40 protein-coding genes are annotated in these 21,873 nt (G+C 65.7%); 38 read left to right on the forward strand and 2 right to left on the reverse strand.

Features of this window, described 5'->3' with window-relative positions:
- From ABXG85_RS08785 to rplQ, 32 genes are all read left to right on the forward strand, one after another.
- Nucleotides 1–125, forward strand: a 125-nt coding sequence (locus ABXG85_RS08785; protein ID WP_486401647.1) for an EF-Tu C-terminal domain-related protein, incomplete at its 5' end; no start/stop codon positions are given.
- Between the two features lie 8 nt (nucleotides 126–133).
- Nucleotides 134–451 carry a 30S ribosomal protein S10 gene (rpsJ, locus tag ABXG85_RS08790; protein WP_353513344.1) on the forward strand — a complete coding sequence of 106 codons (318 nt, stop codon included), beginning with the start codon at nucleotides 134–136 and terminating at the stop codon, nucleotides 449–451.
- Nucleotides 448–1,068, forward strand: a complete 621-nt coding sequence (gene rplC / locus ABXG85_RS08795) for a 50S ribosomal protein L3 (RefSeq protein WP_353513345.1) — start codon at nucleotides 448–450, stop codon at nucleotides 1,066–1,068. The genes rpsJ and rplC overlap by 4 nt, the downstream gene beginning before the upstream one ends.
- Nucleotides 1,069–1,085: 17 nt before the next feature.
- Complete coding sequence (rplD, locus tag ABXG85_RS08800) at nucleotides 1,086–1,706, forward strand: 50S ribosomal protein L4 (RefSeq protein ID WP_039458368.1); 621 nt, start codon at nucleotides 1,086–1,088, stop codon at nucleotides 1,704–1,706.
- Nucleotides 1,703–1,993 carry a 50S ribosomal protein L23 gene (locus ABXG85_RS08805; RefSeq protein ID WP_244362430.1) on the forward strand — a complete coding sequence of 97 codons (291 nt, stop codon included), beginning with the start codon at nucleotides 1,703–1,705 and terminating at the stop codon, nucleotides 1,991–1,993. The genes rplD and ABXG85_RS08805 overlap by 4 nt, the downstream gene beginning before the upstream one ends.
- Before the next feature lie 49 nt (nucleotides 1,994–2,042).
- The gene (gene rplB / locus ABXG85_RS08810; protein WP_353513346.1) at nucleotides 2,043–2,873 is read left to right on the forward strand and encodes a 50S ribosomal protein L2; all 831 of its coding nucleotides are present in this window, start codon (nucleotides 2,043–2,045) and stop codon (nucleotides 2,871–2,873) included.
- 8 nt (nucleotides 2,874–2,881) lie between these two features.
- The gene (gene rpsS / locus ABXG85_RS08815) at nucleotides 2,882–3,163 is read left to right on the forward strand and encodes a 30S ribosomal protein S19 (RefSeq protein ID WP_039458092.1); all 282 of its coding nucleotides are present in this window, start codon (nucleotides 2,882–2,884) and stop codon (nucleotides 3,161–3,163) included.
- 2 nt (nucleotides 3,164–3,165) lie between these two features.
- Complete coding sequence (gene rplV / locus ABXG85_RS08820; protein WP_039458095.1) at nucleotides 3,166–3,507, forward strand: 50S ribosomal protein L22; 342 nt, start codon at nucleotides 3,166–3,168, stop codon at nucleotides 3,505–3,507.
- Entirely contained in the window at nucleotides 3,497–4,216 is a 720-nt protein-coding gene (gene rpsC, locus ABXG85_RS08825) for a 30S ribosomal protein S3 (RefSeq protein WP_353513347.1), read from the forward strand. The genes rplV and rpsC overlap by 11 nt, the downstream gene beginning before the upstream one ends.
- A 3-nt stretch (nucleotides 4,217–4,219) precedes the next feature.
- Nucleotides 4,220–4,645, forward strand: a complete 426-nt coding sequence (gene rplP / locus ABXG85_RS08830) for a 50S ribosomal protein L16 (protein ID WP_353513348.1) — start codon at nucleotides 4,220–4,222, stop codon at nucleotides 4,643–4,645.
- Nucleotides 4,632–4,850, forward strand: a complete 219-nt coding sequence (rpmC, locus tag ABXG85_RS08835; protein WP_353513349.1) for a 50S ribosomal protein L29 — start codon at nucleotides 4,632–4,634, stop codon at nucleotides 4,848–4,850. Before rplP ends, rpmC begins: the two co-directional genes overlap by 14 nt.
- The gene (rpsQ, locus tag ABXG85_RS08840; RefSeq protein WP_353513350.1) at nucleotides 4,843–5,160 is read left to right on the forward strand and encodes a 30S ribosomal protein S17; all 318 of its coding nucleotides are present in this window, start codon (nucleotides 4,843–4,845) and stop codon (nucleotides 5,158–5,160) included. Before rpmC ends, rpsQ begins: the two co-directional genes overlap by 8 nt.
- Nucleotides 5,157–5,525 (forward strand): 50S ribosomal protein L14, encoded by a 369-nt coding sequence (rplN, locus tag ABXG85_RS08845; protein WP_015718099.1) that lies wholly within the window; start codon nucleotides 5,157–5,159, stop codon nucleotides 5,523–5,525. Before rpsQ ends, rplN begins: the two co-directional genes overlap by 4 nt.
- The gene (gene rplX / locus ABXG85_RS08850; RefSeq protein ID WP_353513351.1) at nucleotides 5,525–5,857 is read left to right on the forward strand and encodes a 50S ribosomal protein L24; all 333 of its coding nucleotides are present in this window, start codon (nucleotides 5,525–5,527) and stop codon (nucleotides 5,855–5,857) included. Before rplN ends, rplX begins: the two co-directional genes overlap by 1 nt.
- Nucleotide 5,858: 1 nt before the next feature.
- Entirely contained in the window at nucleotides 5,859–6,407 is a 549-nt protein-coding gene (gene rplE / locus ABXG85_RS08855; RefSeq protein ID WP_353513352.1) for a 50S ribosomal protein L5, read from the forward strand.
- A gap of 7 nt (nucleotides 6,408–6,414) precedes the next feature.
- Nucleotides 6,415–6,600: a type Z 30S ribosomal protein S14 gene (locus tag ABXG85_RS08860; protein WP_353513353.1), complete on the forward strand. Its 186-nt coding sequence runs from the start codon at nucleotides 6,415–6,417 to the stop codon at nucleotides 6,598–6,600.
- A gap of 68 nt (nucleotides 6,601–6,668) precedes the next feature.
- Nucleotides 6,669–7,085, forward strand: a complete 417-nt coding sequence (gene rpsH / locus ABXG85_RS08865) for a 30S ribosomal protein S8 (protein WP_039458124.1) — start codon at nucleotides 6,669–6,671, stop codon at nucleotides 7,083–7,085.
- Nucleotides 7,085–7,627, forward strand: coding sequence for a 50S ribosomal protein L6 (gene rplF / locus ABXG85_RS08870; protein WP_353513354.1), 543 nt, complete (start codon nucleotides 7,085–7,087; stop codon nucleotides 7,625–7,627). Before rpsH ends, rplF begins: the two co-directional genes overlap by 1 nt.
- A gap of 8 nt (nucleotides 7,628–7,635) precedes the next feature.
- On the forward strand, nucleotides 7,636–7,974 hold the full coding sequence (gene rplR / locus ABXG85_RS08875; RefSeq protein ID WP_353513355.1) for a 50S ribosomal protein L18: 339 nt from the start codon (nucleotides 7,636–7,638) through the stop codon (nucleotides 7,972–7,974).
- 10 nt (nucleotides 7,975–7,984) lie between these two features.
- Entirely contained in the window at nucleotides 7,985–8,458 is a 474-nt protein-coding gene (rpsE, locus tag ABXG85_RS08880; RefSeq protein ID WP_353513356.1) for a 30S ribosomal protein S5, read from the forward strand.
- Nucleotides 8,458–8,640: a 50S ribosomal protein L30 gene (gene rpmD, locus ABXG85_RS08885; RefSeq protein ID WP_234507144.1), complete on the forward strand. Its 183-nt coding sequence runs from the start codon at nucleotides 8,458–8,460 to the stop codon at nucleotides 8,638–8,640. The genes rpsE and rpmD overlap by 1 nt, the downstream gene beginning before the upstream one ends.
- Nucleotides 8,637–9,089, forward strand: a complete 453-nt coding sequence (gene rplO / locus ABXG85_RS08890) for a 50S ribosomal protein L15 (RefSeq protein WP_353513357.1) — start codon at nucleotides 8,637–8,639, stop codon at nucleotides 9,087–9,089. Before rpmD ends, rplO begins: the two co-directional genes overlap by 4 nt.
- Nucleotide 9,090: 1 nt before the next feature.
- On the forward strand, nucleotides 9,091–10,407 hold the full coding sequence (secY, locus tag ABXG85_RS08895) for a preprotein translocase subunit SecY (protein WP_353513358.1): 1,317 nt from the start codon (nucleotides 9,091–9,093) through the stop codon (nucleotides 10,405–10,407).
- Nucleotides 10,408–10,415: 8 nt separating this feature from the next.
- The gene (locus tag ABXG85_RS08900; RefSeq protein WP_353513359.1) at nucleotides 10,416–10,970 is read left to right on the forward strand and encodes an adenylate kinase; all 555 of its coding nucleotides are present in this window, start codon (nucleotides 10,416–10,418) and stop codon (nucleotides 10,968–10,970) included.
- Complete coding sequence (gene map, locus ABXG85_RS08905) at nucleotides 10,970–11,737, forward strand: type I methionyl aminopeptidase (RefSeq protein WP_353513360.1); 768 nt, start codon at nucleotides 10,970–10,972, stop codon at nucleotides 11,735–11,737. The genes ABXG85_RS08900 and map overlap by 1 nt, the downstream gene beginning before the upstream one ends.
- Before the next feature lie 7 nt (nucleotides 11,738–11,744).
- The gene (gene infA, locus ABXG85_RS08910; RefSeq protein WP_353513361.1) at nucleotides 11,745–11,963 is read left to right on the forward strand and encodes a translation initiation factor IF-1; all 219 of its coding nucleotides are present in this window, start codon (nucleotides 11,745–11,747) and stop codon (nucleotides 11,961–11,963) included.
- Nucleotides 11,964–11,971: 8 nt separating this feature from the next.
- Nucleotides 11,972–12,085: a 50S ribosomal protein L36 gene (rpmJ, locus tag ABXG85_RS08915; RefSeq protein ID WP_014514895.1), complete on the forward strand. Its 114-nt coding sequence runs from the start codon at nucleotides 11,972–11,974 to the stop codon at nucleotides 12,083–12,085.
- 13 nt (nucleotides 12,086–12,098) lie between these two features.
- Nucleotides 12,099–12,479 (forward strand): 30S ribosomal protein S13, encoded by a 381-nt coding sequence (gene rpsM / locus ABXG85_RS08920; RefSeq protein WP_353513362.1) that lies wholly within the window; start codon nucleotides 12,099–12,101, stop codon nucleotides 12,477–12,479.
- Nucleotides 12,480–12,525: 46 nt separating this feature from the next.
- Nucleotides 12,526–12,915 (forward strand): 30S ribosomal protein S11, encoded by a 390-nt coding sequence (gene rpsK, locus ABXG85_RS08925; protein ID WP_353513363.1) that lies wholly within the window; start codon nucleotides 12,526–12,528, stop codon nucleotides 12,913–12,915.
- Between the two features lie 13 nt (nucleotides 12,916–12,928).
- A complete protein-coding gene (gene rpsD, locus ABXG85_RS08930) occupies nucleotides 12,929–13,558 on the forward strand; it encodes a 30S ribosomal protein S4 (RefSeq protein WP_071677267.1) in 630 nt (209 codons plus the stop codon).
- 52 nt (nucleotides 13,559–13,610) lie between these two features.
- On the forward strand, nucleotides 13,611–14,552 hold the full coding sequence (locus ABXG85_RS08935; RefSeq protein WP_353513364.1) for a DNA-directed RNA polymerase subunit alpha: 942 nt from the start codon (nucleotides 13,611–13,613) through the stop codon (nucleotides 14,550–14,552).
- A 4-nt stretch (nucleotides 14,553–14,556) separates the two neighbouring features.
- Nucleotides 14,557–14,913 carry a 50S ribosomal protein L17 gene (gene rplQ / locus ABXG85_RS08940; RefSeq protein WP_071677269.1) on the forward strand — a complete coding sequence of 119 codons (357 nt, stop codon included), beginning with the start codon at nucleotides 14,557–14,559 and terminating at the stop codon, nucleotides 14,911–14,913.
- A gap of 35 nt (nucleotides 14,914–14,948) precedes the next feature.
- Here rplQ and ABXG85_RS08945 read toward each other — a convergent pair whose 3' ends face one another.
- Nucleotides 14,949–15,425, reverse strand: a complete 477-nt coding sequence (locus ABXG85_RS08945; RefSeq protein ID WP_353513365.1) for a DNA cytosine methyltransferase — start codon at nucleotides 15,423–15,425, stop codon at nucleotides 14,949–14,951.
- Between the two features lie 42 nt (nucleotides 15,426–15,467).
- On the opposite strand from ABXG85_RS08945, the gene ABXG85_RS08950 reads away from it, so the two are divergent.
- Together ABXG85_RS08950 and ABXG85_RS08955 are read left to right on the forward strand one after the other, a co-directional pair.
- Complete coding sequence (locus tag ABXG85_RS08950; RefSeq protein ID WP_353513366.1) at nucleotides 15,468–16,301, forward strand: DMT family transporter; 834 nt, start codon at nucleotides 15,468–15,470, stop codon at nucleotides 16,299–16,301.
- Between the two features lie 9 nt (nucleotides 16,302–16,310).
- The gene (locus ABXG85_RS08955; RefSeq protein ID WP_353513367.1) at nucleotides 16,311–18,062 is read left to right on the forward strand and encodes a glycoside hydrolase family 13 protein; all 1,752 of its coding nucleotides are present in this window, start codon (nucleotides 16,311–16,313) and stop codon (nucleotides 18,060–18,062) included.
- Here the strand turns inward: ABXG85_RS08955 and ABXG85_RS08960 are convergent.
- A complete protein-coding gene (locus ABXG85_RS08960; RefSeq protein WP_353513407.1) occupies nucleotides 18,038–18,550 on the reverse strand; it encodes an HNH endonuclease in 513 nt (170 codons plus the stop codon). The genes ABXG85_RS08955 and ABXG85_RS08960 overlap by 25 nt on opposite strands.
- 103 nt (nucleotides 18,551–18,653) lie before the next feature.
- Between ABXG85_RS08960 and ABXG85_RS08965 the strand changes: the two genes are divergently transcribed.
- The 4 genes from ABXG85_RS08965 to ABXG85_RS08980 all read left to right on the forward strand — a co-directional run bounded on the left by ABXG85_RS08965 (nucleotide 18,654) and on the right by ABXG85_RS08980 (nucleotide 21,871).
- On the forward strand, nucleotides 18,654–20,003 hold the full coding sequence (locus ABXG85_RS08965; RefSeq protein ID WP_353513368.1) for a tetratricopeptide repeat protein: 1,350 nt from the start codon (nucleotides 18,654–18,656) through the stop codon (nucleotides 20,001–20,003).
- A 1-nt stretch (nucleotide 20,004) separates the two neighbouring features.
- Nucleotides 20,005–20,793, forward strand: coding sequence for an SPOR domain-containing protein (locus ABXG85_RS08970; protein WP_353513369.1), 789 nt, complete (start codon nucleotides 20,005–20,007; stop codon nucleotides 20,791–20,793).
- Nucleotides 20,790–21,425 carry a redox-sensing transcriptional repressor Rex gene (locus tag ABXG85_RS08975; RefSeq protein WP_071677275.1) on the forward strand — a complete coding sequence of 212 codons (636 nt, stop codon included), beginning with the start codon at nucleotides 20,790–20,792 and terminating at the stop codon, nucleotides 21,423–21,425. Before ABXG85_RS08970 ends, ABXG85_RS08975 begins: the two co-directional genes overlap by 4 nt.
- 224 nt (nucleotides 21,426–21,649) lie before the next feature.
- Nucleotides 21,650–21,871, forward strand: a complete 222-nt coding sequence (locus ABXG85_RS08980; RefSeq protein ID WP_353513370.1) for a hypothetical protein — start codon at nucleotides 21,650–21,652, stop codon at nucleotides 21,869–21,871.
- The last annotated feature ends 2 nt before the right edge of the window (nucleotides 21,872–21,873 follow it).

Below are 21,873 nucleotides of genomic sequence, written 5' to 3' on the forward strand. Positions count from 1 at the left end.
GGGACAATGTGACGTTTACGGTGGAGCTGATCAAGCCGGTGGCGTTGGAGGAGGGTTTGCGGTTTGCCATCCGGGAGGGTGGGCGGACCGTGGGCGCCGGCGTGGTCACCAAGATCCTGGAGTGAGGTGAAGCATGCCCAAGATCCGCATCAAGCTTCGGGGCTTTGACCACAAGACCCTTGACGCCTCGGCCCAGAAGATCGTGGAGGCCGTGCGGCGCTCGGGGGCACAGGTCTCGGGCCCCGTACCTCTGCCCACCCGGGTGCGGCGCTTCACCGTGATCCGGGGTCCTTTCAAGCACAAGGACTCCCGGGAGCACTTTGAGCTCCGCACCCACAACCGCCTGGTGGACATCCTGAACCCCAACCGCAAGACCATCGAGAGCCTCATGAACCTGGACCTGCCCACCGGCGTGGAGATCGAGATCAAGACCGTGGGAGGTGGCAAGTGAAGGGCATCCTGGGCACGAAGGTGGGCATGACCCGGATCTACAAGGACGACCGGGCTGTTCCCGTCACCGTGATCCTGGCCGGGCCCTGCCCCGTGGTGCAGCGGCGCACCCCGGAGAAGGATGGGTACCTGGCGGTGCAACTGGGGTTTTTGCCCCAGAAGCCCAAGCGGGTGAACCGGCCCATGAAGGGGCACTTCGCCAAGGCGGGCGTGGCCCCGGTGCGGATCCTCAAGGAGATCCGGGATTTCAACCCCGAAGGTGACGTGGTGACGGTGGAGATCTTCAAGCCGGGGGAGCGGGTGGACGTCACCGGCACCTCCAAGGGGCGGGGTACTGCCGGGGTGATGAAGCGCTGGAACTTCGCCGGTGGGCCGGACTCCCACGGCGCCCACAAGATCCACCGCCACCCCGGTTCCATCGGTAACCGCAAGACCCCGGGCCGGGTGTACAAGGGTAAGCGCATGGCCGGCCACTACGGGGCCGAGCGGGTGACGGTGATGAACCTCGAGGTGGTGGACGTCATCCCCGAGGAAAACCTTCTCTTGGTCAAGGGCGCAGTGCCGGGGCCCAACGGCGGCCTCCTGGTGGTGCGCCAAGCCAAGAAGGTGGCTAAGTGAAGGCAGGTAAGGAGGACATGGTGTACCAGATCCCTGTGCTCTCCTCTTCCGGCAAGCGGGAGCTTGCCGCCGACCTCCCCGCCGAGGTCAACCCCCACCTCCTTTGGGAGGTGGTGCGCTGGCAGCTGGCGAACCGCCGCCGGGGCACCGCCAGCACCAAGACCCGGGGTGAGGTGGCCTACTCCAGCCGCAAGATCTACCCCCAGAAGCACACCGGCCGCGCCCGCCACGGGGACATCGGCGCCCCCATCTTCGTGGGCGGCGGCACCGTTTTCGGGCCCAAGCCCCGCGACTACGGCTACACCCTGCCCAAGAAGGTGAGGAAGGCGGGGCTAGCCATGGCCGTGGCCGACCGGGCCCGAGAGGGGAAGCTCCTTTTGGTGGAAGACTTCGCTGGGGTGAACGGCAAGACCAAGGAGTTCTTGGCCTGGGCTAAGGCCGCGGGTCTGGATGGCTCGGAAACCGTGCTTTTGGTAGCGGAAAACGAGGTGGTCCGCCGCGCTGCCCGCAACCTGCCCTGGGTGGTCACCCTGGCCCCCGAGGGGCTCAACGTGTACGACATCTTGCGTACCGAGCGGCTGGTCATGGACCTGAAGGCTTGGGAGGCCTTCCAGGCTCGCTTGGGAGGTGAGGCGTGAAGACCGCTTACGACGTGATCCTCGCCCCCGTTCTCTCGGAGAAGGCCTACGCCGGTTTCGCCGAGGGCAAGTACACCTTCTGGGTTCACCCCAAGGCCACCAAGACCGAGATCAAGAACGCGGTGGAGGAGGCCTTCAAGGTGAAGGTGGTGGGGGTCAACACCCTGCGGGTGCGGGGCAAGAAGAAGCGCCTGGGGCGTTACCTGGGCAAGCGCCCCGACCGCAAGAAGGCCATCGTTCAGGTGGCTTCCGGGCAGAAGATCGAGGCCTTGGAGGGCCTCATCTAGACCTGGCCGGGGGGGGTGCCCGGCCCCGATCCGGCAAGGAGGATGGAGAATGGCAGTCAAGAAGTTCAAACCCTACACCCCAAGCCGCCGCTTCATGACGGTGGCGGACTTCTCCGAGATCACCAAGACGGAGCCGGAGAAGTCCTTGGTCAAACCCCTAAAGAAGACGGGGGGGCGGAACAACCAGGGCCGCATCACCGTGCGCTTCCGGGGCGGCGGCCACAAGCGGCTTTACCGCATTGTGGACTTCAAGCGCTGGGACAAGGCGGGCATCCCCGCCAAGGTGGCGGCCATCGAATACGACCCCAACCGCTCCGCTCGCATCGCCCTCCTCCACTACGCTGACGGGGAGAAGCGCTACATCATCGCCCCCGAGGGCCTACAGGTGGGGCAGCAGGTGGTGGCGGGGCCCGATGCCCCCATCCAGGTGGGCAACGCCCTTCCCCTGCGCTTCATTCCTGTGGGCACCGTGGTCCACGCCGTGGAGCTGGAGCCCAAGAAGGGGGCCAAGCTGGCCCGTTCCGCCGGCACCAGCACCCAGATCCAGGGCCGGGAAGGGGACTACGTGATCCTGCGCCTTCCCTCCGGGGAGCTGCGCAAGGTGCACGGCGAGTGCTACGCCACCATTGGGACCGTGGGCAACGCCGACCACAAGAACATCGTCTTGGGCAAGGCGGGCAGGACCCGTTGGTTGGGGCGCAAGCCCCACGTGCGCGGCGCTGCCATGAACCCGGTGGACCACCCCCACGGTGGTGGTGAGGGCCGGGCGCCCCGGGGCCGTCCTCCTGCTTCCCCCTGGGGCTGGCAGACCAAGGGTGTCAAGACCCGCAAGCGGCGCAAGCCTTCCAGCCGCTTCATCCTGGCCCGGCGCAAGAAGTGAGGTGAGCCATGCCGCGTAGCTTGAAGAAGGGCGTTTTCGTAGATGACCACCTCCTGGAGAAGATCCTGGAGCTGAACGCCAAGGGGGAGAAGCGGCTCATCAAGACGTGGAGCCGCCGCTCCACCATTGTTCCCGAAATGGTGGGGCACACTATCGCGGTCTACAACGGCAAGCAGCACGTGCCCGTCTACATCACCGAGAACATGGTGGGGCACAAGCTGGGTGAGTTTGCCCCTACCCGCACCTACCGGGGGCACGGCAAAGAGGCCAAGGCCACCAAGAAGAAGTAGCCATGGAAGCGAAAGCTATTGCCCGTTACGTGCGCATTGCCCCCAGGAAGGTTCGGCTCGTGGTGGACCTGATCCGGGGGAAGAGCCTCGAGGAGGCCCGCGCTATCCTGCGCTACACCCACAAGCGGGGGGCCTACCACGTGGCCAAGGTGCTGGAGTCCGCCGCCGCCAATGCGGTGAACAACCACGATATGCTAGAGGACCGGCTCTACGTGAAGGCGGCCTTCGTGGACGAGGGGCCTGCCCTGAAGCGGGTGCTTCCCCGGGCCCGGGGCCGGGCGGACATCATGAAGAAGAAGACCAGCCACATCACGGTGATCTTGGGGGAGAAGCATGGGAAATAAGATCCACCCTATCGGGTTTCGGCTCGGCATCACCCGGGATTGGGAGTCCCGCTGGTATGCGGGAAAGAAGCAGTACCGCCACCTCCTTTGGGAGGACCAGAAGATCCGTGAGGTCCTCACCAAAGAGCTCTACCCGGCGGGGCTTGCCCGCATCGACATCGAGCGGGCGGCGGACAACGTGGCGGTGACCGTGCACGTGGCCAAGCCCGGCGTGGTCATTGGCCGTGGTGGGGAGAAGATCAAGGTCCTGCGGGAAACCCTGTCCAAGATGACGGGGAAGAACGTGGCCCTAAACGTGCAGGAGATCCACAACCCCAACCTCTCCGCTCCCCTGGTGGCCCAGCGGGTGGCCGAGCAAATAGAGCGCCGCTTCGCCGTGCGCCGGGCTATCAAGCAGGCGGTGCAGCGGGTCATGGAATCCGGGGCCAAGGGGGCTAAGGTCATCGTCTCCGGGCGCATCGGGGGGGCGGAGCAGGCCCGCACCGAGTGGGCCGCCGAGGGCCGGGTTCCCCTACAGACCCTGCGTGCTAACATAGACTATGGCTTCGCTTTGGCCCGCACCACCTACGGGGTGCTGGGGGTTAAGGCGTATGTCTTCCTAGGCGAGGTGATCGGCGGCCAGAAGACCCGGGCCCGGGCCGAAGGTCCCAAGGGCGAGGAGAAGCCCCGCCGCCGCCGCCCCGCCGTGCGGGTGAAGAAGGAGGAGTAGGCCATGCTGATGCCCAGGCGCATGAAGTACCGGAAGCAGCACCGGGGCCGCATGAAGGGGGCCACGAAGGGGGGTGATTACGTGGCCTTCGGGGATTACGGCCTGGTGGCCCTCGAGCCCGCCTGGATCACTGCTCAGCAGATTGAGGCGGCCCGTGTGGCTATGGTGCGCCACTTCCGCCGCGGAGGGAAGATCTTCATCCGCATCTTCCCCGACAAGCCCTACACCAAGAAGCCCTTGGAGGTGCGGATGGGTAAGGGTAAGGGCAACGTGGAGGGGTACGTGGCGGTGGTGAAGCCAGGCCGGGTGATGTTTGAGGTGGCTGGGGTGACCGAGGAGCAGGCCCTGGAGGCTTTGCGCATCGCCGGCCACAAGCTTCCCATCAAGACCAAGGTCGTGCGGAGGGACGCCTACGATGAAGCTCAGTGAAGTGAAGAAGGAGCTGGAGGAGGCCCGCAAGCTCTCCCCCGCGGAGCTAGAAAAGCTCATCCAAAAGAAAAAGCGGGAGCTTATGGAGCTACGCTTCCAGGCTTCCATCGGCCAGCTTTCCCAGAACCACAGGATCCGGGAAACTCGCAAGACCATTGCCCGGCTCCTTACGGTGCTGAACGAGAAGAGGAGGGCCAATGCCTAAGAAGGTGCTGACCGGGGTGGTGGTGAGCGACAAGATGCAAAAGACCGTTGCGGTCTTGGTAGAACGCCAGTTTCCTCACCCCCTCTACGGCAAGGTGATCAAGCGCTCTAAGAAGTACCTGGCCCATGACCCCGAGGAGCGGTACAAGGTGGGGGACGTGGTGGAGATCATAGAGTCCCGCCCCGTTTCCAAGCGTAAGCGTTTCCGGGTACTTCGCTTGGTGGAAAGTGGGCGCATGGACCTGGTGGAGAAGTACGAGGTGCGTCGGCAGAACTACGCTAGCTTGGCCAAGCGGGGAGGTAAGGCATGATCCAGCCTCAGACCTACCTGGAGGTGGCCGACAACACCGGGGCCCGTAAGATCATGTGTATCCGCGTCCTCAAGGGCTCCAACGCCAAGTACGCCACCGTGGGCGACATTATCGTGGCCAGCGTCAAGGAGGCCATTCCCCGTGGGGCAGTGAAGGAAGGGGATGTGGTGAAGGCGGTGGTGGTGCGTACCAAAAAAGAGGTAAAGCGGCCCGACGGCTCGGCCATTCGCTTTGACGACAACGCCGCCGTGATCATCAACAACCAGCTGGAGCCCCGCGGCACCCGTGTCTTCGGCCCTGTGGCGAGGGAACTGCGCGAGAAGGGCTTCATGAAGATCGTCTCCCTGGCGCCGGAGGTGCTCTGATGCAGACCAAGGTGCACGTAAAGAAGGGGGACACCGTGCTGGTGGCCTCCGGTAAGTACAAAGGCCGTGTGGGCAAGGTGAAGGCGGTGTTGCCCAAGCGGCAAGCGGTGATCGTGGAGGGGGTAAACCTTGTCAAGAAGGCGGTGCGGGTGAGCCCGCAGCATCCTCAGGGCGGGTTTGTGGAGCAGGAGGCTCCCCTGCACGCTTCCAAGGTGCGCCCCATCTGCCCCGCCTGCGGCAAGCCCACCCGGGTGCGCAAGAAGCTCCTGGAAGACGGGCGGAAGATCCGAGCCTGCGCCAAGTGCGGTGGGTCCTTGGACGTGGAGGAGTAGCATGCCTCTGGATGTTGCCCTGAAGAAGAAGTACTACGAAGAGGTGCGGCCCGAGCTCATCCGCCGCTTCGGCTACCGGAACATCTGGGAGGTTCCCAGGCTGGAGAAGGTGGTGGTGAACCAGGGCCTGGGCGAGGCCAAGGAGGACGCCCGCATCCTGGAGAAGGCCTCCAAGGAGCTCGCTCTTATCACTGGCCAGAAGCCGGCTGTGACCCGCGCTAAAAAGTCCATCTCCAACTTCAAGCTCCGTAAGGGCATGCCCATCGGCCTTCGGGTGACGTTGCGGGGGGACCGGATGTGGATCTTCCTGGAGAAGCTCCTCAACGTGGCCTTGCCCCGCATCCGCGACTTCCGGGGGGTGAACCCGGCAAGCTTTGATGGACGGGGCAACTATAACTTGGGCCTCAAGGAGCAGCTCATCTTCCCCGAGATCACCTACGATATGGTGGATGCCCTGCGTGGGATGGATATCGCCATCGTTACCACCGCCAAGACCGACGAGGAAGCCAAGGTTCTATTGGAGCTTTTAGGCTTCCCCTTCCGCAAGTGAGGCGAGCATGGCAAGAAAAGCGCTAATTGAGAAGGCCAAGCGGACCCCTAAGTTCAAGGTGCGGGCCTACACCCGGTGTGTGCGGTGTGGGAGGGCCCGGAGCGTCTACCGCTACTTTGGTCTTTGCCGCCTTTGCGTAAGGGAACTGGCCCACAAGGGGCAGCTCCCTGGGGTGAAGAAGGCCAGCTGGTAGGCCGTGGCCGGTCGGGGGGGTTCCCTCGAGACCGCATGGCTTAGGAGTGAGGTAAAAGGAGAGAGGAAATGCTGACGGACCCCATTGCCGACATGCTGACCCGGATACGCAACGCCACCCGGGTCTACAAGGAGAGCACCGAGGTGCCCGCCTCCCGCTTCAAGGAGGAGATTTTGAAGATCCTGGCGCGGGAGGGCTTCATTAAGGGGTACGAGCGGGTGGAGGTGGACGGCAAGCCCGTGTTGCGCATCCACCTGAAGTACGGCCCGAGGCGCCCCGGGCTTGACCCCCGTCCCGAACAGGTCATCAAGCACATCCGGCGCATCAGCCGCCCAGGGCGGCGGGTCTACGTGGGGGTGAAGGAGATCCCCCGGGTACGCCGGGGTCTAGGGATCGCCATCTTGTCCACGCCCAAAGGGGTTCTCACCGACCGGGAGGCCCGCAAACTGGGCGTGGGCGGCGAGCTGATCTGCGAGGTGTGGTGATGTCTAGAATTGGTCGGCTTCCCATTCCCCTGCCCAAGGGGGTTAGCGTGGAGGTTTCCCCGGGCCTGGTCAAGGTCAAGGGCCCCAAGGGCGAGCTTTCCGTGGCCATCTCCCCCGAGATGCGGGTGGTAGTGGCGGAGGGCGTGGTTCGGGTGGAGCGCCCTTCCGACGAGCGCCGCCACAAGAGCCTTCATGGGCTCACCCGCACCCTCATCGCCAATGCGGTGAAGGGGGTGTCCGAGGGGTACGCCAAGGAGCTTCTCATCAAGGGTATCGGTTACCGGGCGCGGCTGGTGGGCCGGGCGGTGGAGCTTACCGTGGGGTACAGCCACCCCGTGGTGGTGGAGCCCCCGGAGGGGATCACCCTCGAGGTGCCCGAACCCACCAAGATCCGGGTAGTAGGTATCGACAAGCAATTGGTGGGGCAGGTGGCGGCCAACATCCGAGCCATCAAGAAGCCCAGTGCCTACCATGAAAAGGGCATCTACTATGCGGGCGAGCCCGTCCGCCTGAAGCCTGGCAAGGCGGGTGCTAAGAAGTAGGGGGGATTATGGCACGGCTTACCGCACACGAGCGCCGTAAATTCCGGGTGCGCAACCGCATCAAGCGCACGGGCCGGCTTCGCCTTTCCGTCTTCCGCAGCCTCAATCACATCTACGCCCAGATCATTGACGACGAAAAGGGGGAGACCCTGGTGGCCGAGTCTAGCCTGGCCCTCAAGCTCAAGGGCAACAAGACAGAGGTAGCCCGGGAGGTGGGGCGGGCCCTGGCGGAAAAGGCTTTGGCCAAGGGCATCAAGCAGGTGGCCTTTGACCGCGGCCCTTACAAGTACCACGGTCGGGTGAAAGCCCTGGCCGAGGGGGCCCGGGAGGGCGGTCTAGAGTTCTAAGGGAGGGACCATGCCCGAGACCGACTTTGAAGAGAAGATGATCCTGGTGCGGCGCACCGCCCGAATGCAGGCAGGTGGGCGTCGCTTCCGTTTTGGTGCCTTGGTGGTGGTGGGTGACCGGCAGGGCCGGGTGGGCCTTGGCTTGGGTAAGGCTCCGGAGGTACCCTTGGCGGTGCAGAAGGCTGGGTACTACGCCCGCCGCAACATGGTGGAGGTGCCCATTCAAAACGGCACCATCCCTCACGAGATCGAGGTGGAGTACGGGGCTTCCAAGATCCTCTTGAAGCCTGCCGCTCCTGGCACCGGGGTAATCGCTGGGGCGGTGCCCCGGGCCATTCTGGAGCTGGCGGGCATCACCGACATCCTCACCAAAGAGCTGGGGAGCCGCAACCCTATCAACATCGCCTACGCCACCATGGAAGCCCTGCGGCAGCTCCAGACCAAGGAGGATGTGAAGCGCCTCCGGAAGGGCGGGGAGGAGTGATGGGCAAGCTCAAGGTCAAGCTGGTGAAAAGCCCCATCGGTTACCCCAAGGACCAAAAAGCGGCCCTGAAGGCCTTGGGGCTTACCAAGTTGCAGAAGGAGAAGGTGCTGGAGGATACCCCAGCCATCCGGGGTAACGTGGCCAAGGTAGCCCACCTTCTCCGGGTGGAGGTGTTGGAATGAAGCTCACGGATCTAAAGCCCAATCCTGGGGCCAACAAAAAGCGCAAGCGGGTGGGGCGGGGGCCGGGCTCCGGCCACGGCAAGACCGCCACCCGCGGCCACAAGGGGCAAAAGTCTCGCTCCGGCGGCCTCAAGGACCCCCGCCGCTTTGAGGGCGGCCGCTCCACCACCCTGATGCGCCTGCCCAAGCGGGGTATGCAGGGGCAGGTGCCGGGGGAGATCAAGCGCCCCAAGTACCAGGGGGTGAACCTCAAGGACCTGGCCCGCTTTGACGGGGAGGTTACCCCAGAGCTTCTCGTGCAAGCGGGCCTTCTGAAGAAGGGGTACCGGCTAAAGGTGCTGGGGGAAGGGGAGGCCAAGCCCCTCAAGGTGGTGGCCCACGCCTTCTCCAAAAGCGCCCTGGAAAAGCTGAAGGCCGCGGGCGGGGAAGCCGTCCTCTTGGAGGCCTAAGATGCTGAAGGCCTTCCGGAGCGCCCTCCAGATCCCCGAGCTTCGCCAGCGCATCCTCTTCACGCTCCTGGTCTTGGCCGCCTACCGCTTGGGGGCCTTCATCCCCACCCCGGGGGTGGACCTGGACAAGATCCAGGAGTTCTTGCGCACCACCCAAGGGGGGGTCTTCGGCATCATCAACCTCTTTTCCGGCGGCAACTTTGAGCGCTTCTCCATCTTCGCCTTGGGCATCATGCCCTACATCACCGCCGCCATCGTCATGCAGCTTCTGGTGAACGTGGTGCCGGCGCTGGAGAAGCTATCCAAGGAAGGGGAGGAGGGCCGCCGCATCATCAACCAGTACACCCGCATTGGCGGCATCGCTCTGGGGGCCTTCCAGGGCTTCTTCCTAGCCACGGCCTTCTTGGGGGCGGAGGGGGGGAGGTTCCTCCTTCCTGGCTGGTCCCCGGGGCCCTTCTTCTGGCTGGTGGTGGTGGTTACCCAGGTGGCGGGCATCGCCCTCCTCCTCTGGTTGGCGGAGCGCATCACCGAGTACGGCATCGGCAACGGCACCAGCATGATCATCTTTGCCGGCATCGTGGTGGAATGGCTGCCTCAGCTGGTGCGCACCGTGGGCCTTATCCGCACCGGGGAGGTGAACCTGGTGGCCTTCCTCTTCTTCCTGGCTTTCATCGTGCTGGCTTTCGCCGGGATGGTGGCGGTGCAGCAGGCGGAGCGGCGCATCCCGGTGCAGTACGCCCGTAAGGTGGTGGGCCGCAGGGTGTACGGGGGCCAGGCCACCTACATCCCCATCAAGCTGAACGCCGCCGGGGTGATCCCCATCGTCTTCGCCGCCGCCATCCTGCAGATCCCCATCTTCCTCGCCGCCCCCTTCCAGGACAACCCCGTGCTCCAGGCCATCGCCAACTTCTTCAACCCTACCCATCTTTCCGGGCTCCTCCTCGAGGTCCTTCTCATCGTCCTCTTCACCTACGTCTACACGGCGGTGCAGTTTGACCCCAAGCGCATCGCCGAGTCCTTGCGGGAGTACGGGGGGTTCATCCCGGGCATCCGCCCCGGGGAGCCCACGGTGAAGTTCCTGGAGCATATCGTCTCCCGCCTCACCCTCTGGGGGGCGCTCTTTCTGGGCTTGGTGGCGGCCTTGCCCCAAATCATCCAGAACCTCACCGGGGTGAAGAGCATCGCCTTCTCGGGGATCGGCTTGTTGATCGTGGTGGGGGTGGCCCTGGACACCCTCAGGCAGATTGAGAGCCAGCTGATGCTCCGGAACTACGAAGGGTTCCTTTCCAAGGGCCGCATCCGCGGCCGCACGCGCTAGGAGGCGGAATGGGGGAAGCGGTGATCTTCTTGGGGCCGCCGGGGGCGGGCAAGGGCACCCAGGCGGCCAGGCTTGCGGCGGAGTTGGGCTTTAAGAAGCTTTCCACCGGGGACATCCTGCGGGACCACGTGGCCCGGGGTACCCCTTTGGGAGAGCAGGTGAAGCCCATCATGGACCGAGGGGACCTGGTGCCGGATGACCTGATCCTGGCCCTGATCCGGGAGGAGCTCGCCGAGCGGGTGATCTTTGACGGCTTCCCCCGTACCTTGCCCCAGGCGGAGGCCCTGGACCGCCTCTTAGAGGAGACGGGCACCCGGCTTCTTGGGGTGGTGCTGGTGGAGGTGCCCGAGGAGGAACTGGTCCGGCGGATGCTCAAGCGGGCGGAGGTAGAGGGCCGCTCCGACGACAACGAGGAGACCATAAGGCGCCGCCTCGAGGTCTACCGGGAGAAAACCGAGCCCCTTATCCAGTACTATGAGAAGACGGGCGCCCTGAAGCGGGTGGACGGCCTGGGCACGCCCGACGAGGTCTACGCCCGCATCCGGGCCGCCTTGGGAATCTGATGGCCATCAAGCTGAAAAGCCCCTGGGAGATCGAGCGCATGCGGGAGGCGGGCGCCCTCCTCACCGAGGTGGTGGAGGAGGTAGCCCGCCACGTGGAGCCCGGGATCACCACCAAGGAGCTGGACCAGATCGCCCATGCGGCCATCCTGAAGCGCAAGGCCAAGCCGGCCTTCCTCGGGCTCTATGGGTTCCCTGCCACGCTTTGCACCTCGGTGAACGAGGTGGTGGTTCACGGCATCCCCTCGGACAGGCCCCTTCAAGAAGGGGACATCCTCTCCGTGGACGTAGGCCTCTTCTACGGGGGCTTCGCCGCCGACATGGCCCGCACCTTCCCCGTGGGCAAGGTTTCCCCCGAGGCGGAGAGGCTCATCCAGGACACGGAGGCCGCCTTCTGGGAGGGGATGAAATACCTCAGGCCTGGCTTCCGCATCGGGGACGTGGCCCATGCGGTGCAGACCTTCTTGGAAAGCCGGGGCTACGGGGTGGTGCGGGAGTTCGTGGGCCACGGGGTGGGCCGGGAGATCCACGAGGACCCCCAGCTCCCCAACTTCGGCAAGCCGGGCACGGGGCCCAAGATCCGCCCCGGCATGACCTTGGCCCTCGAGCCCATGGTCACCTTGCGCCCGGCGCCTGTGGTAATATTGGAAGATGGCTGGACGGCGAGCGCCGGCCAAGGCAACCTCGCCGCCCACTACGAGAACACCGTCTTGGTGACGGAGGAGGGCCCGGAGCTCCTCACCGGGGTTCCCCTGGTGCGGGCGCGGTAGGAGGGGTATGGCGAAGGAGAAGGACACCATTCGGGCGGAAGGCGTGATCACCGAGGCTTTGCCCAACGCTACCTTTCGGGTAAGGCTGGACTCGGGACCGGAGATCCTAGCCTACATCTCCGGCAAGATGCGCATGCACTACATCCGTATCCTGCCGGGGGACCGGGTGGTGGTGGAGATAACCCCCTACGACCCCACGCGGGGCCGCATCGTTTATAGAAAGTAGGAGGCGCGATGAAGGTACGGGCGTCGGTCAAGAAGATGTGCGAGAAGTGCAAGGTGGTGCGCCGGCACGGGCGGGTTTACGTGATCTGCGAGAACCCTAAGCACAAGCAACGGCAAGGGTAGGTAAGGAGGCAACGTGGCGAGGATTGCAGGCGTAGAGATTCCCAGGAACAAGCGGGTGGACGTGGCCCTCACCTACATCTATGGCATTGGTCCAGCCCGGGCCAAGGAGGCGTTGGAAAAGACGGGCATCAACCCCGCCACCCGGGTCAAGGACCTCACCGAGGCCGAGGTGGTGCGCCTCCGCGAGTACGTGGAGAACACCTGGAAGCTGGAAGGCGAGCTCCGGGCGGAGGTGGCCGCCAACATCAAGCGGCTTATGGACATCGGGTGCTACCGGGGGCTCAGGCATCGCGTGGGCCTACCTGTGCGCGGCCAGCGCACCCGGACCAACGCCCGTACCCGCAAAGGCCCCCGCAAGACCGTGGCGGGCAAGAAGAAGGCTCCGAGGAAGTAGCGTAGTGCGCTTCTAGGGCCAGCGGATACTCCGATAGAGGGAGAGTATGGCCAGAAAAACTACGAAGAAGAAAGTCAAGCGACAGGTCGCCAGCGGGAAGGCGTACATTCACGCCTCCTACAACAACACTATCGTCACCATCACCGACCCGGACGGCAACCCCATCACCTGGTCCTCGGGCGGGGTCATCGGCTACAAGGGGAGCCGCAAGGGCACCCCCTACGCCGCCCAGCTTGCGGCCATGGACGCCGCCAAGAAGGCCATGGCTTATGGCATGCAGAGCGTGGACGTGATCGTGCGGGGCACCGGGGCGGGCCGGGAGCAGGCCATCCGCGCCCTCCAGGCTTCTGGTTTGCAGGTGAAGTCCATTGTGGACGACACCCCCGTGCCCCACAACGGCTGCCGCCCCAAGAAGAAGTTCCGCAAGGCCTCTTAGGGAGTGAGAGAAGATGGGTCGTTACATTGGACCAGTTTGCCGTCTTTGCCGCCGGGAAGGAGTCAAGCTTTACCTCAAAGGGGAGCGGTGCTACAGCCCCAAGTGCGCCATGGAGCGCCGGCCCTACCCCCCAGGCCAGCACGGGCAGAAGCGGGCCCGCCGCCCTTCCGACTACGCGGTGCGCCTGCGGGAAAAGCAGAAGCTTCGCCGCATTTACGGGATCTCGGAAACCCAGTTCCGCAACCTCTTTGAGGAGGCGAGCCGGAAGAAGGGGGTCACGGGCACCGTCTTCCTGGGGCTTCTGGAATCCCGGTTGGACAACGTGGTCTACCGCCTGGGCTTCGCCGCAAGCCGCCGCCAGGCCCGCCAGATGGTGCGCCATGGCCATATTACCGTGAACGGGCGCCGGGTGGACCTGCCCGCTTACCGGGTGAAGCCGGGGGACGAGATCGCCATCGCCGAGGGGAGCAAGAACCTGGCCTTCATCCGGGAGAACCTCGAGGCCATGAAGGGCCGCAAGGTGGGTCCTTGGCTCTCCCTGGACGTGGAGAACATGAAGGGCAAGTTCCTCCGGCTCCCCGACCGGGAGGACCTGGCCCTGCCAGTGAACGAGCAGCTGGTGATCGAGTTCTACTCCAGGTAAGGTTTTGGGGCCCGGTCCGTCCGGGCCTCCATTGCCCCTTCAGAGGAGGCCTATGTTAGAGAGCAAGCTGAAAGCCCCGGTCTTCACGGTGCGCACCCAGGGGCGGGAGTACGGGGAGTTCGTCTTGGAGCCCCTGGAGCGGGGGTTTGGCGTCACCCTGGGCAACCCCTTGCGGCGCATCCTCCTTTCCTCCATTCCCGGGACCGCGGTCACCAGCGTCTACATTGAGGACGTTCTGCACGAGTTCTCCACCATCCCCGGGGTGAAGGAGGACGTGGTGGAGATAGTTCTGAACCTGAAGGAGCTGGTGGTCCGCTTCCTGGACCCCAAGATGCAGACCACCACCTTGGTTCTCAGGGCGGAAGGCCCCAAGGTGGTCACCGCCCGGGACTTCACCCCAAGCAGCGACGTGGAGATCCTGAACCCCGACCTCCCCATCGCCACCCTCGAGGCGGGGGGGAAGCTCTATATGGAGGTTCGGGTGGACCGAGGGGTGGGGTACGTGCCGGCGGAACGCCACGGCATCAAGGACCGCATCAACGCCATCCCCGTGGACGCCATTTTCTCCCCGGTGCGCCGGGTAGCCTTCCAGGTGGAGGATACCCGCCTGGGCCAGCGCACGGACCTGGACAAGCTCACCCTGCGCATCTGGACCGACGGCTCCGTCACCCCCCTGGAGGCCTTGAACCAGGCGGTGGAGATCCTAAAGGAGCACCTCTCCTACTTCACCAACCCCCAGGCCACCGCCTTGCCCACCCCTGCGGAGCCCGTGGTCGAGCGGGTGGAGAAGGAGGAGGACCTGGATCTGCCCCTGGAGGAGCTTGGGCTTTCCACCCGGGTGCTCCACAGCCTCAAGGAGGAGGGGATTGAGTCGGTGCGGGCCCTTTTGGCCCTCAACCTCAAGGACCTCCGCAACATCCCCGGCATTGGGGAAAGGAGCCTGGAGGAGATCCGCGAGGCCCTGGCCAAGCGGGGCTTCGCCTTGAAGGAGTGAGACCATGCGCCACCTGAAGTCTGGAAGGAAGCTAAACCGCCACTCTTCCCACCGCCTGGCCCTCTACCGCAACCAGGCCAAAAGCCTTCTGACCCACGGCCGCATCACCACCACCTTGCCCAAGGCCAAGGAGATCACCGGCTTCGTGGACCACCTGATCCACCTGGCCAAGCGGGGGGACCTGCACGCCCGCCGCCTGGTGCTCCGGGACCTGCAGGACGTGAAGTTGGTGCGTAAGCTCTTTGACGAGATCGCCCCCAAGTACCAAAACCGCCCCGGGGGGTACACCCGGGTCCTCAAGCTGGCGGAGCGCCGCCGGGGGGACGGGGCGCCCTTGGCCCTGGTGGAGCTGGTGGAGTAGGGCGAAGGGAAACACCTGGGGGGCGGCCACGCCCCCTAGCCTTTTTCTTCCCCTTTGGGGGAAAGGAGCCTGAGAAGCTGGTCTTCCAGCTCCCCAATGTAGGCGGCCAGGGTGTTGCCGTGCTTCTCCAGGGTTTCGGCGATGCGGGCCTCGAGGGCCCGGATCTCCTCCTTTTCCGCCTCCGCTAAGCGGGCGAACTCCGCCTCCAGGTAGCGCCTGAGCTCGGTGTAGCGGCTTTGCTCGGCGTCTTCCGCCAGCTTTTTGTACTGGAGGAGCTCCCGGGCGTAGCGCCGCACTTCCAGCAAAGCGGCGGTTTCCAGGCCGATGGTAAAGAGGAGGTAGAGGAGGGAAACCACTCCCAGGGCCACCACCAAGACAAGGCCTAAGGGGGCCTCCACCCGGGTGAGGCCCAAGGACAAGGGGGTGGGCCGGTTGATCTCCCCCCAGTTGAGCCAGGCGAAAAGGGCGAGGAGGAGGAGGAAAAGCAGGGCGAAGAGGGTACGCGCGCTCATAAGACCTCCATAGAGCACCTGGGGGGATTATACTCCCTTGCCATGGGCTACCTCTTTTTGCTCCTCGCCGCCTTCTTGTGGGGCCTTATCGGCCCGGTGAGCCGCCTGGCCTTCCAGGAGGGGCTTTCCCCCCTCATGGTGGCCTTTTTCCGGGCGGGGATCGCCTGGGCCTTCTTCGCCCTCCACGCCGCGTTTTTGGGCCGGGTTAGGGTGGCGCGGCGGGACCTGCCCGTCCTTTTGCTTTTCGGTCTGGTGGGGGTTTCCCTCTTTTACGGGTCCTACCAGCTGGCGGTGGGGTACGGGGGGGCGGCGTTGGCCTCGGTTCTCCTTTACACCGCCCCCGCTTGGGTGGCCCTCCTTTCCTCCTTGGTCCTTAAGGAGCCCTTGGACCGGGCGGGGGCCTTGGCCGTGGTCCTCACCCTCCTCGGGGTGGGGCTCATGGGCCTGGGTGGGGGGAGCGAGGTGCGGGCTGGGCCCTTGGCCCTTTTCTTCGGCCTCCTTTCCGGCTTCACCTATGCCCTTTACTACATCTTTGGCAAGGTCTACCTGCCCCGCTACCCCACCCCCACCCTCTTCCTTTACGCCCTGCCCGTGGGAGCGTTGGGGCTTCTGCCCTTCGTGGATTTCGTCCCCCTAAGCTCCAAGGCCCTTCTCGCCCTCCTCTTCCTCGGGAGCTTTTCCACGTACGGGGCCTACCTGGCCTACTATGCGGGGCTTCAGCGCCTTCCCGCCACCCGGGCCAGCGTGGTGGCCACCCTCGAGCCCGTGGTGGCGAACCTCTTCGCCTTCTTGCTCTTTGGCGAGGTCCTTTCCCCCATGGGCTATCTGGGGGCCCTTCTGGTCCTATTGGCGGTCCTCCTGTCGGTGCGGCGGTAGACTCTTGCCATGAAGCGCTTCCAAGCCCTGGCCCTCCTCTCTGCCCTGGCCCTGGCCCAGACCCACAACCCGCAAGACCCCGCCCAGGTTTCCCGCCTCCCTGAGGGGTATTCCGTCCGCTTCCAGGCCCCGGTGGAGGAGGTGCGGGAGGCCTGGTTGGTTCAGGGAGGGCAGGCGTTTCCCATGGGGCGCCAACTGGTCTATGGAGGCCAGGAGGTGTGGCGCGGGCTCATCCCAGAGGCGGCACCCTATACCTTGCGGGTACGGGGCAAGGCGGGGGAGAAGGTCCTGGGCCCTTTCGCCCCCCCCAAGGCCCCCTTTGCCGCCTTGGCCTGGGTGGGGCAAAAGGGGGGGTACCAGGTCTTCCCTGACCGCTTCCAAAACGGGGACCCCGGCAACGACGCCTTGGCCTTGGAGGACGACGAGTACCGCTACAACCAGGTCTGGCAGAACCGGGGCGGGCCCTTGCCCCACCTTTCCGCCTGGGGGGACCCGCCCAGTCCCTTGCACTGCTGCCACCAGTACTACGGGGGCGACCTGAAGGGCTTGCTGGAGCGGCTTCCCTACCTGGCGGAGCTCGGGGTGGGGCTTCTTTACCTGAACCCCATCTTCCGGGCGGGGAGCGCCCACGGGTACGACACCCACGACTACCTCCAGGTGGCCCCGCGCCTGGGGGACGAGGCTTTGCTGCGCCAGGTTCTGGACCGGGCCCACGCCTTGGGGATCCGGGTCCTCTTCGACTTCGTGCCCAACCACACAGGCTTGGGCTTCTTCGCCTTTCAGGACGTGGTGAGGCGCGGCCCCACCTCGCCTTACTGGAACTGGTACTTCGTGCGCCGCTACCCCTTCACCCCTGGGGACGCCTCCGCCTACGAGGCCTGGTGGGGGGTGGGGAGCCTGCCCAAGCTGAACACTGGCAACCCCGAGGTGCGGACCTACCTCCTTGGGGTGGCGGAGCGCTGGGTGCGCTTCGGGTTTGACGGGGTGCGGGTGGACGTGCCCGAGGATCTCCTCGAGGCCCCAACCTTCTTCCGCGAGCTCAAACGCCGCTTACGGGCCGTGAACCCGGAGGCCTACCTGGTGGGGGAAATCTGGCGTCGGGCCCCGGGCTGGGTGGGGGAGGGGGCCTTCGATAGCCTGATGAACTACGCCATCGGCCGGGACATCGTGCTGCGCTACGCCCAAGGCCTCCACCCCGCCCTCTTTGGTGGGCCCAGGGCCCTTAGCCTCCTTGCGGAAACCTACGCCCTTTACCCGGAGGCAGCCACCGCCATGGGCTTTAACCTCATCAGCTCCCACGACACCTCCCGCCTCCTTTCCGACCTGGGGAGCGGCGCTAAGGCCCGGCTGGCCTGGGCCCTTCTCTTCGCCTTGCCCGGGACGCCGGTGGTGTGGCAAGGGGAGGAGTGCGGGCTTTTGGGGGAGAAGGAGCCCTTGGACCTGCAACGCCGCCCCATCCCATGGGAGGCTTGCGATCCCAGCGTTCTGGCTTACCTGCGAGGGCTTTACCGCCTGAAGGCCCAAGAGCCTGCGCTCAGGGGCAGTTATTTCGCCACTTACCTGGCGGAGGGGGGCCTCCTTTCCTTTTTCCGGGGAGAAGGGGAGGACAGGCTCCTCTTGGCCTTCAACAACCAAAGCGCCCCCGCCACCTTGCCCCTGCCCCAGGGGAGCTGGCGCGACCTCCTCACGGGGGCGGTCTTCCAGGGGCAGGCGGAGGTGCCGGGGCTGGGGGCCCGCTACTTCAAGAGGGCTTCCAGGTAGGGCCGCCAGTCCTCGGGGATCTCCCGCATCTCCGCCAAAAAAAGGGGCGCCTTAGGCGCCCGGGGGGGCCTTAGGAGGCGCATGCCCGCCTCCTCGGGGGTGCGGTCCCCCTTCTTGAGGTTGCAGCTGCGGCAAGCGGCCACTAGGTTTTCCCAGGTGCGCTGGCCGCCGCGGCTTTTGGGCACCACGTGGTCCACGGTGAGGTCGCTCCCCTGGCGGCCGCAGTACTGGCAGGTGTAGCGGTCCCGCCGGAGGACGTTGCGGCGGTTTAGGGGGATGCGGCTCATGCCCCGGCGCACCATCCGCTTCAGGCGGATGACGCTGGGCACGGGGATGCGGGTGGAGGGGGTGTGGAGGTAGCGCCCGCTTTCGGAAACCATCTCCGCTCCTCCGGAAAGTACCAGGAGCACGCTGCGTTTGATGCTGGCTAGGCCCAGGACCTCGTAGGCGGCGTTGAGGACCAAGACCTTGGGGGCGTCTAGGTCCAAGGGCCTCGAGGGGGGTGCCTCCACGCTTTTTAGGATAGCAAAGCGGGCCCGCTTTCCTTGGGCGTGTGCTATGCTTAGGGCAAAGACGGGTTTGGAGGCCCCTATGACGAAACGCGTTCCCAAAGCCCTGCCGCTCCTCCTGGGATTGGGTCTGGCCCTGGCCCAGCCGTCCTTGCAGGAGGCTGAGGCCCTTTTGCGCTCTGGCGACTACGGCAAGGCCGCCTTGGCCTACGAGGAGATCCTGGCCCAGGACTATGGCCGCCTCGAGGCCCACCTGGGTCTGGGGGTGGCCCTGGTCAAGGCGGGGCGGTTGGAGGAGGCCCGCTTCGCCTTCTTGCAGATGACCCAGGTCTTCCCCGACCGCTACGAGGGGTACTACAACCTGGGCCAGGTCTACCTGCGCCTGGGCAAGCCCAAGGAGGCGGCGGAGGCCTTCTCCAAGGCGGTGGAGCTCAACCCCACGGAGGAGGCCTACCTGGGCCTGGCGGGCGCCTTGAGCCAAGCGGGCCAGGCCCAAGAAGCGGCGCAGGCCCTCAAGCGGGGCCTCACCCCCGGGCGCACCCCCGCCTACCGCCTGGCCTTGGCCCAGGCCCTCTACGCCGCCGGGGCCCGGGTGGAGGCGGTGCCCGTGCTCTACGGCCTCTTGAACCGGGAGCCCGGCTTGGCGGAGGCCTGGGACCTCCTGGCCCGCATCCTGGCGGAGGAGGGGCTAAAGGAGAGGGCCTTGCGGGAGCTGGACCGGGGACTCAAGGCGGTGGCGGGTAAGGAGCGGGCCAAGCTCCTCCTGCGCAAGGCCCTCCTTTCCCCATCCCCGGAGCCCCTCTTGCGCGAGGCTTACGCCCTGGACCCCGCTCTTTGGCAGGCGGCTTACCTCCTCGGGCAAAGGCGCTTGGAGGCAGGGGACGCCCGGGGGGCTTTGGGCTTCCTCCAGGCGGCCTACCGGGTAAGCCCCGAGCCCCAGGTGGCCTTGGCCTTGGCTGCGGCCTACTTGCGCCTGGGGGACGCCCAAAACGCCTACCGCTATGCCGAGGAGGCGGGGCCCCCGGGGACCTTCCTCAAGGCCCAGGCGGCGGTGGCCTTGGGGCGGAAGGCGGAGGCGTTGCGCCTGTTGGAGGGGTTGTCCTCCCCGGAGGCCCAGGCCCTGAGGGGAGCGCTGCTTTTAGAGGCGGGCCGGGCCGAGGAGGCGGTGGCCCTCCTCCGGCCCCTCTACGAGGCGGGCCGCAACCCGGAGGTGGGGGTGAACCTGGCGGCGGGGCTTGTGGCCCTGGGGCGCTTGGGGGAGGCGGAGCTCCTCCTGCGGGAAGTGCTGGAGCGGGCCCCTCGGCAGGCCGCCGCCTGGTACAACCTGGGCCTCGCCCTGCGGGGCCTGGGCCGGGAGCAGGAGGCGGAAAGGGCCCTGCGGCAGGCGGCGAGCCTAGGCTCTAAGGAGGCCCAGGCCCTCTTGCGGAGGTAGGATGCGCTGGCTTAGGGAGAACTGGCTGGACCTTTTCATCTTCCTCCTCATCGCCTTGGTGGCAGCGGGGATTGTCCTATACCTCACGGGCATCAATCCCTTTTCCCGTCCCGCTTCCCAGGGGGTGGTTCCCTCCCCCGCGCCAAGCCCCTCGGCGGCGCCCGCTCCTACCCCGGCTCCTTCCCCAACTCCTCCGCCCACTCCCGTCGAGCCCGTGGTTACTGTGATCCCCCTTCCCAAGGCTCCCGAGGCTCCGGCGGGGGAACAACGCCCGCTGGAGGCTAAGCCGGGCCAAGCGGTCCAAGGGGGAGGGGAACGAGGGGCTTCCGCGGCGCCTCCCCCTGCGCCCACCGGGGCCTACCGGGTGGGGGTGGGGGCTTTCGCCAACCCGGAAAACGCCCTCAGGCTGGAGCGGGAGCTGAAGGCTAAGGGGTACCCGGCCCGCCTCGAGGCCGCAGGCAACCTCACCCGGGTGGTGGTGGGCCCCTACGCCACGGAGGAGGAAGCGGCCCAGGTGGCCCGGGCCCTGGCCTCCTACGGGGCCCAGGTTTACCGGGGCCAGGGAGGGGCGCCCCCCGCCGCTGGCCAGGTGTATCTGCAGGTGGGGGCTTTCCAAAGGGAGGAAAACGCCTTGGCCCTGGCCGGGAAGCTCAAGGAACTGGGGTTGCCGGTGGTCCTGGTCAAAGACGGCGTCTACCGGGTGCGGGTGGGCCCGGTGGCGGAAGGGGAGAAAGAGGCGGTGAGGGCCAAGGTGGAGGCCTTGGGCCTTGAGGCGTTGGAGGTGCGATGAAGGTTCCGAGCGCCGCCATCATCCGCTTGGTCACCTACTTGCGCATCCTGGAGGAGCTGGAGGCCAAGGGGGTCCACCGCACCAGCTCCGAGCAGCTGGCCGAGCTGGCCCAGGTCACCGCCTTCCAGGTGCGCAAGGACCTTTCCTACTTCGGCTCCTACGGCACCCGGGGCGTGGGGTACACGGTGCCTGTCTTAAAGCGGGAGCTCAGGCACATCCTGGGCCTAAACCGCCGCTGGGGGCTTTGCATCGTGGGCATGGGCCGTTTGGGAAGCGCCCTGGCCGACTACCCGGGGTTTGGGGAAAGCTTTGAGCTCCGGGGCTTCTTTGACGTGGACCCAGAGAAGGTGGGCCGCCCCGTGGGTAAGGGGGTGGTGGAGCACATAGACCGCCTTCCCGAAAGGGTGCCGGGGCGCATAGAGATCGCCCTCCTCACCGTTCCTCGGGAGGCGGCCCAGGAGGCGGCAGACCGCCTGGTGGCGGCCGGGATCAAGGGCATCCTCAACTTTGCCCCCGCGGTCCTCGAGGTGCCCAAGGAGGTGGCGGTGGAGAACGTGGACTTCTTGGCGGGCCTATCGCGGCTTACCTTCTCTATACTGAACCCTAAGTGGAGAGAGGAGATGATGGGATGAAAGGGAAGCGCCTTCTTCTGGTTGGGTTATTGGGTGCTTTGGCTTTGCTTGTCCCCGGATGCAGCAACTTTTTGGAAGGGGGGATCATCTTTGGTGGCCCCACGGTTTTGGTATCGCGGGAAAACTTTTCTTTTTCCACGGAAATCGACCAGAATAACAACCCCACATACACCTATCGCTACGAGATCGTCCTGTACGCTTTGCCCGGCTCTGGAGCGGGAAGTGTGATCCTCCTGGATGCCCAGGACAATCCCTTGGACGCTCCTTTCCTGATCCCCCAGGCTTGCCCACCCTCTAGCGTGGATCCGTGTGGGCCTTACACCCGCACCTACGAGAAAAAATCTGATACTCGCCTCTCGCCCAAGCAGGCGGTGAAGTACCGCACCACTTCTGCCAATGGCCAGTCCAAGGTGGTGCCCCTGCCCGCACCTATAGAGCTCTACTAGGC

This window comes from Thermus sp. LT1-2-5 (assembly GCF_040363165.1).
Classification (GTDB): domain Bacteria; phylum Deinococcota; class Deinococci; order Deinococcales; family Thermaceae; genus Thermus.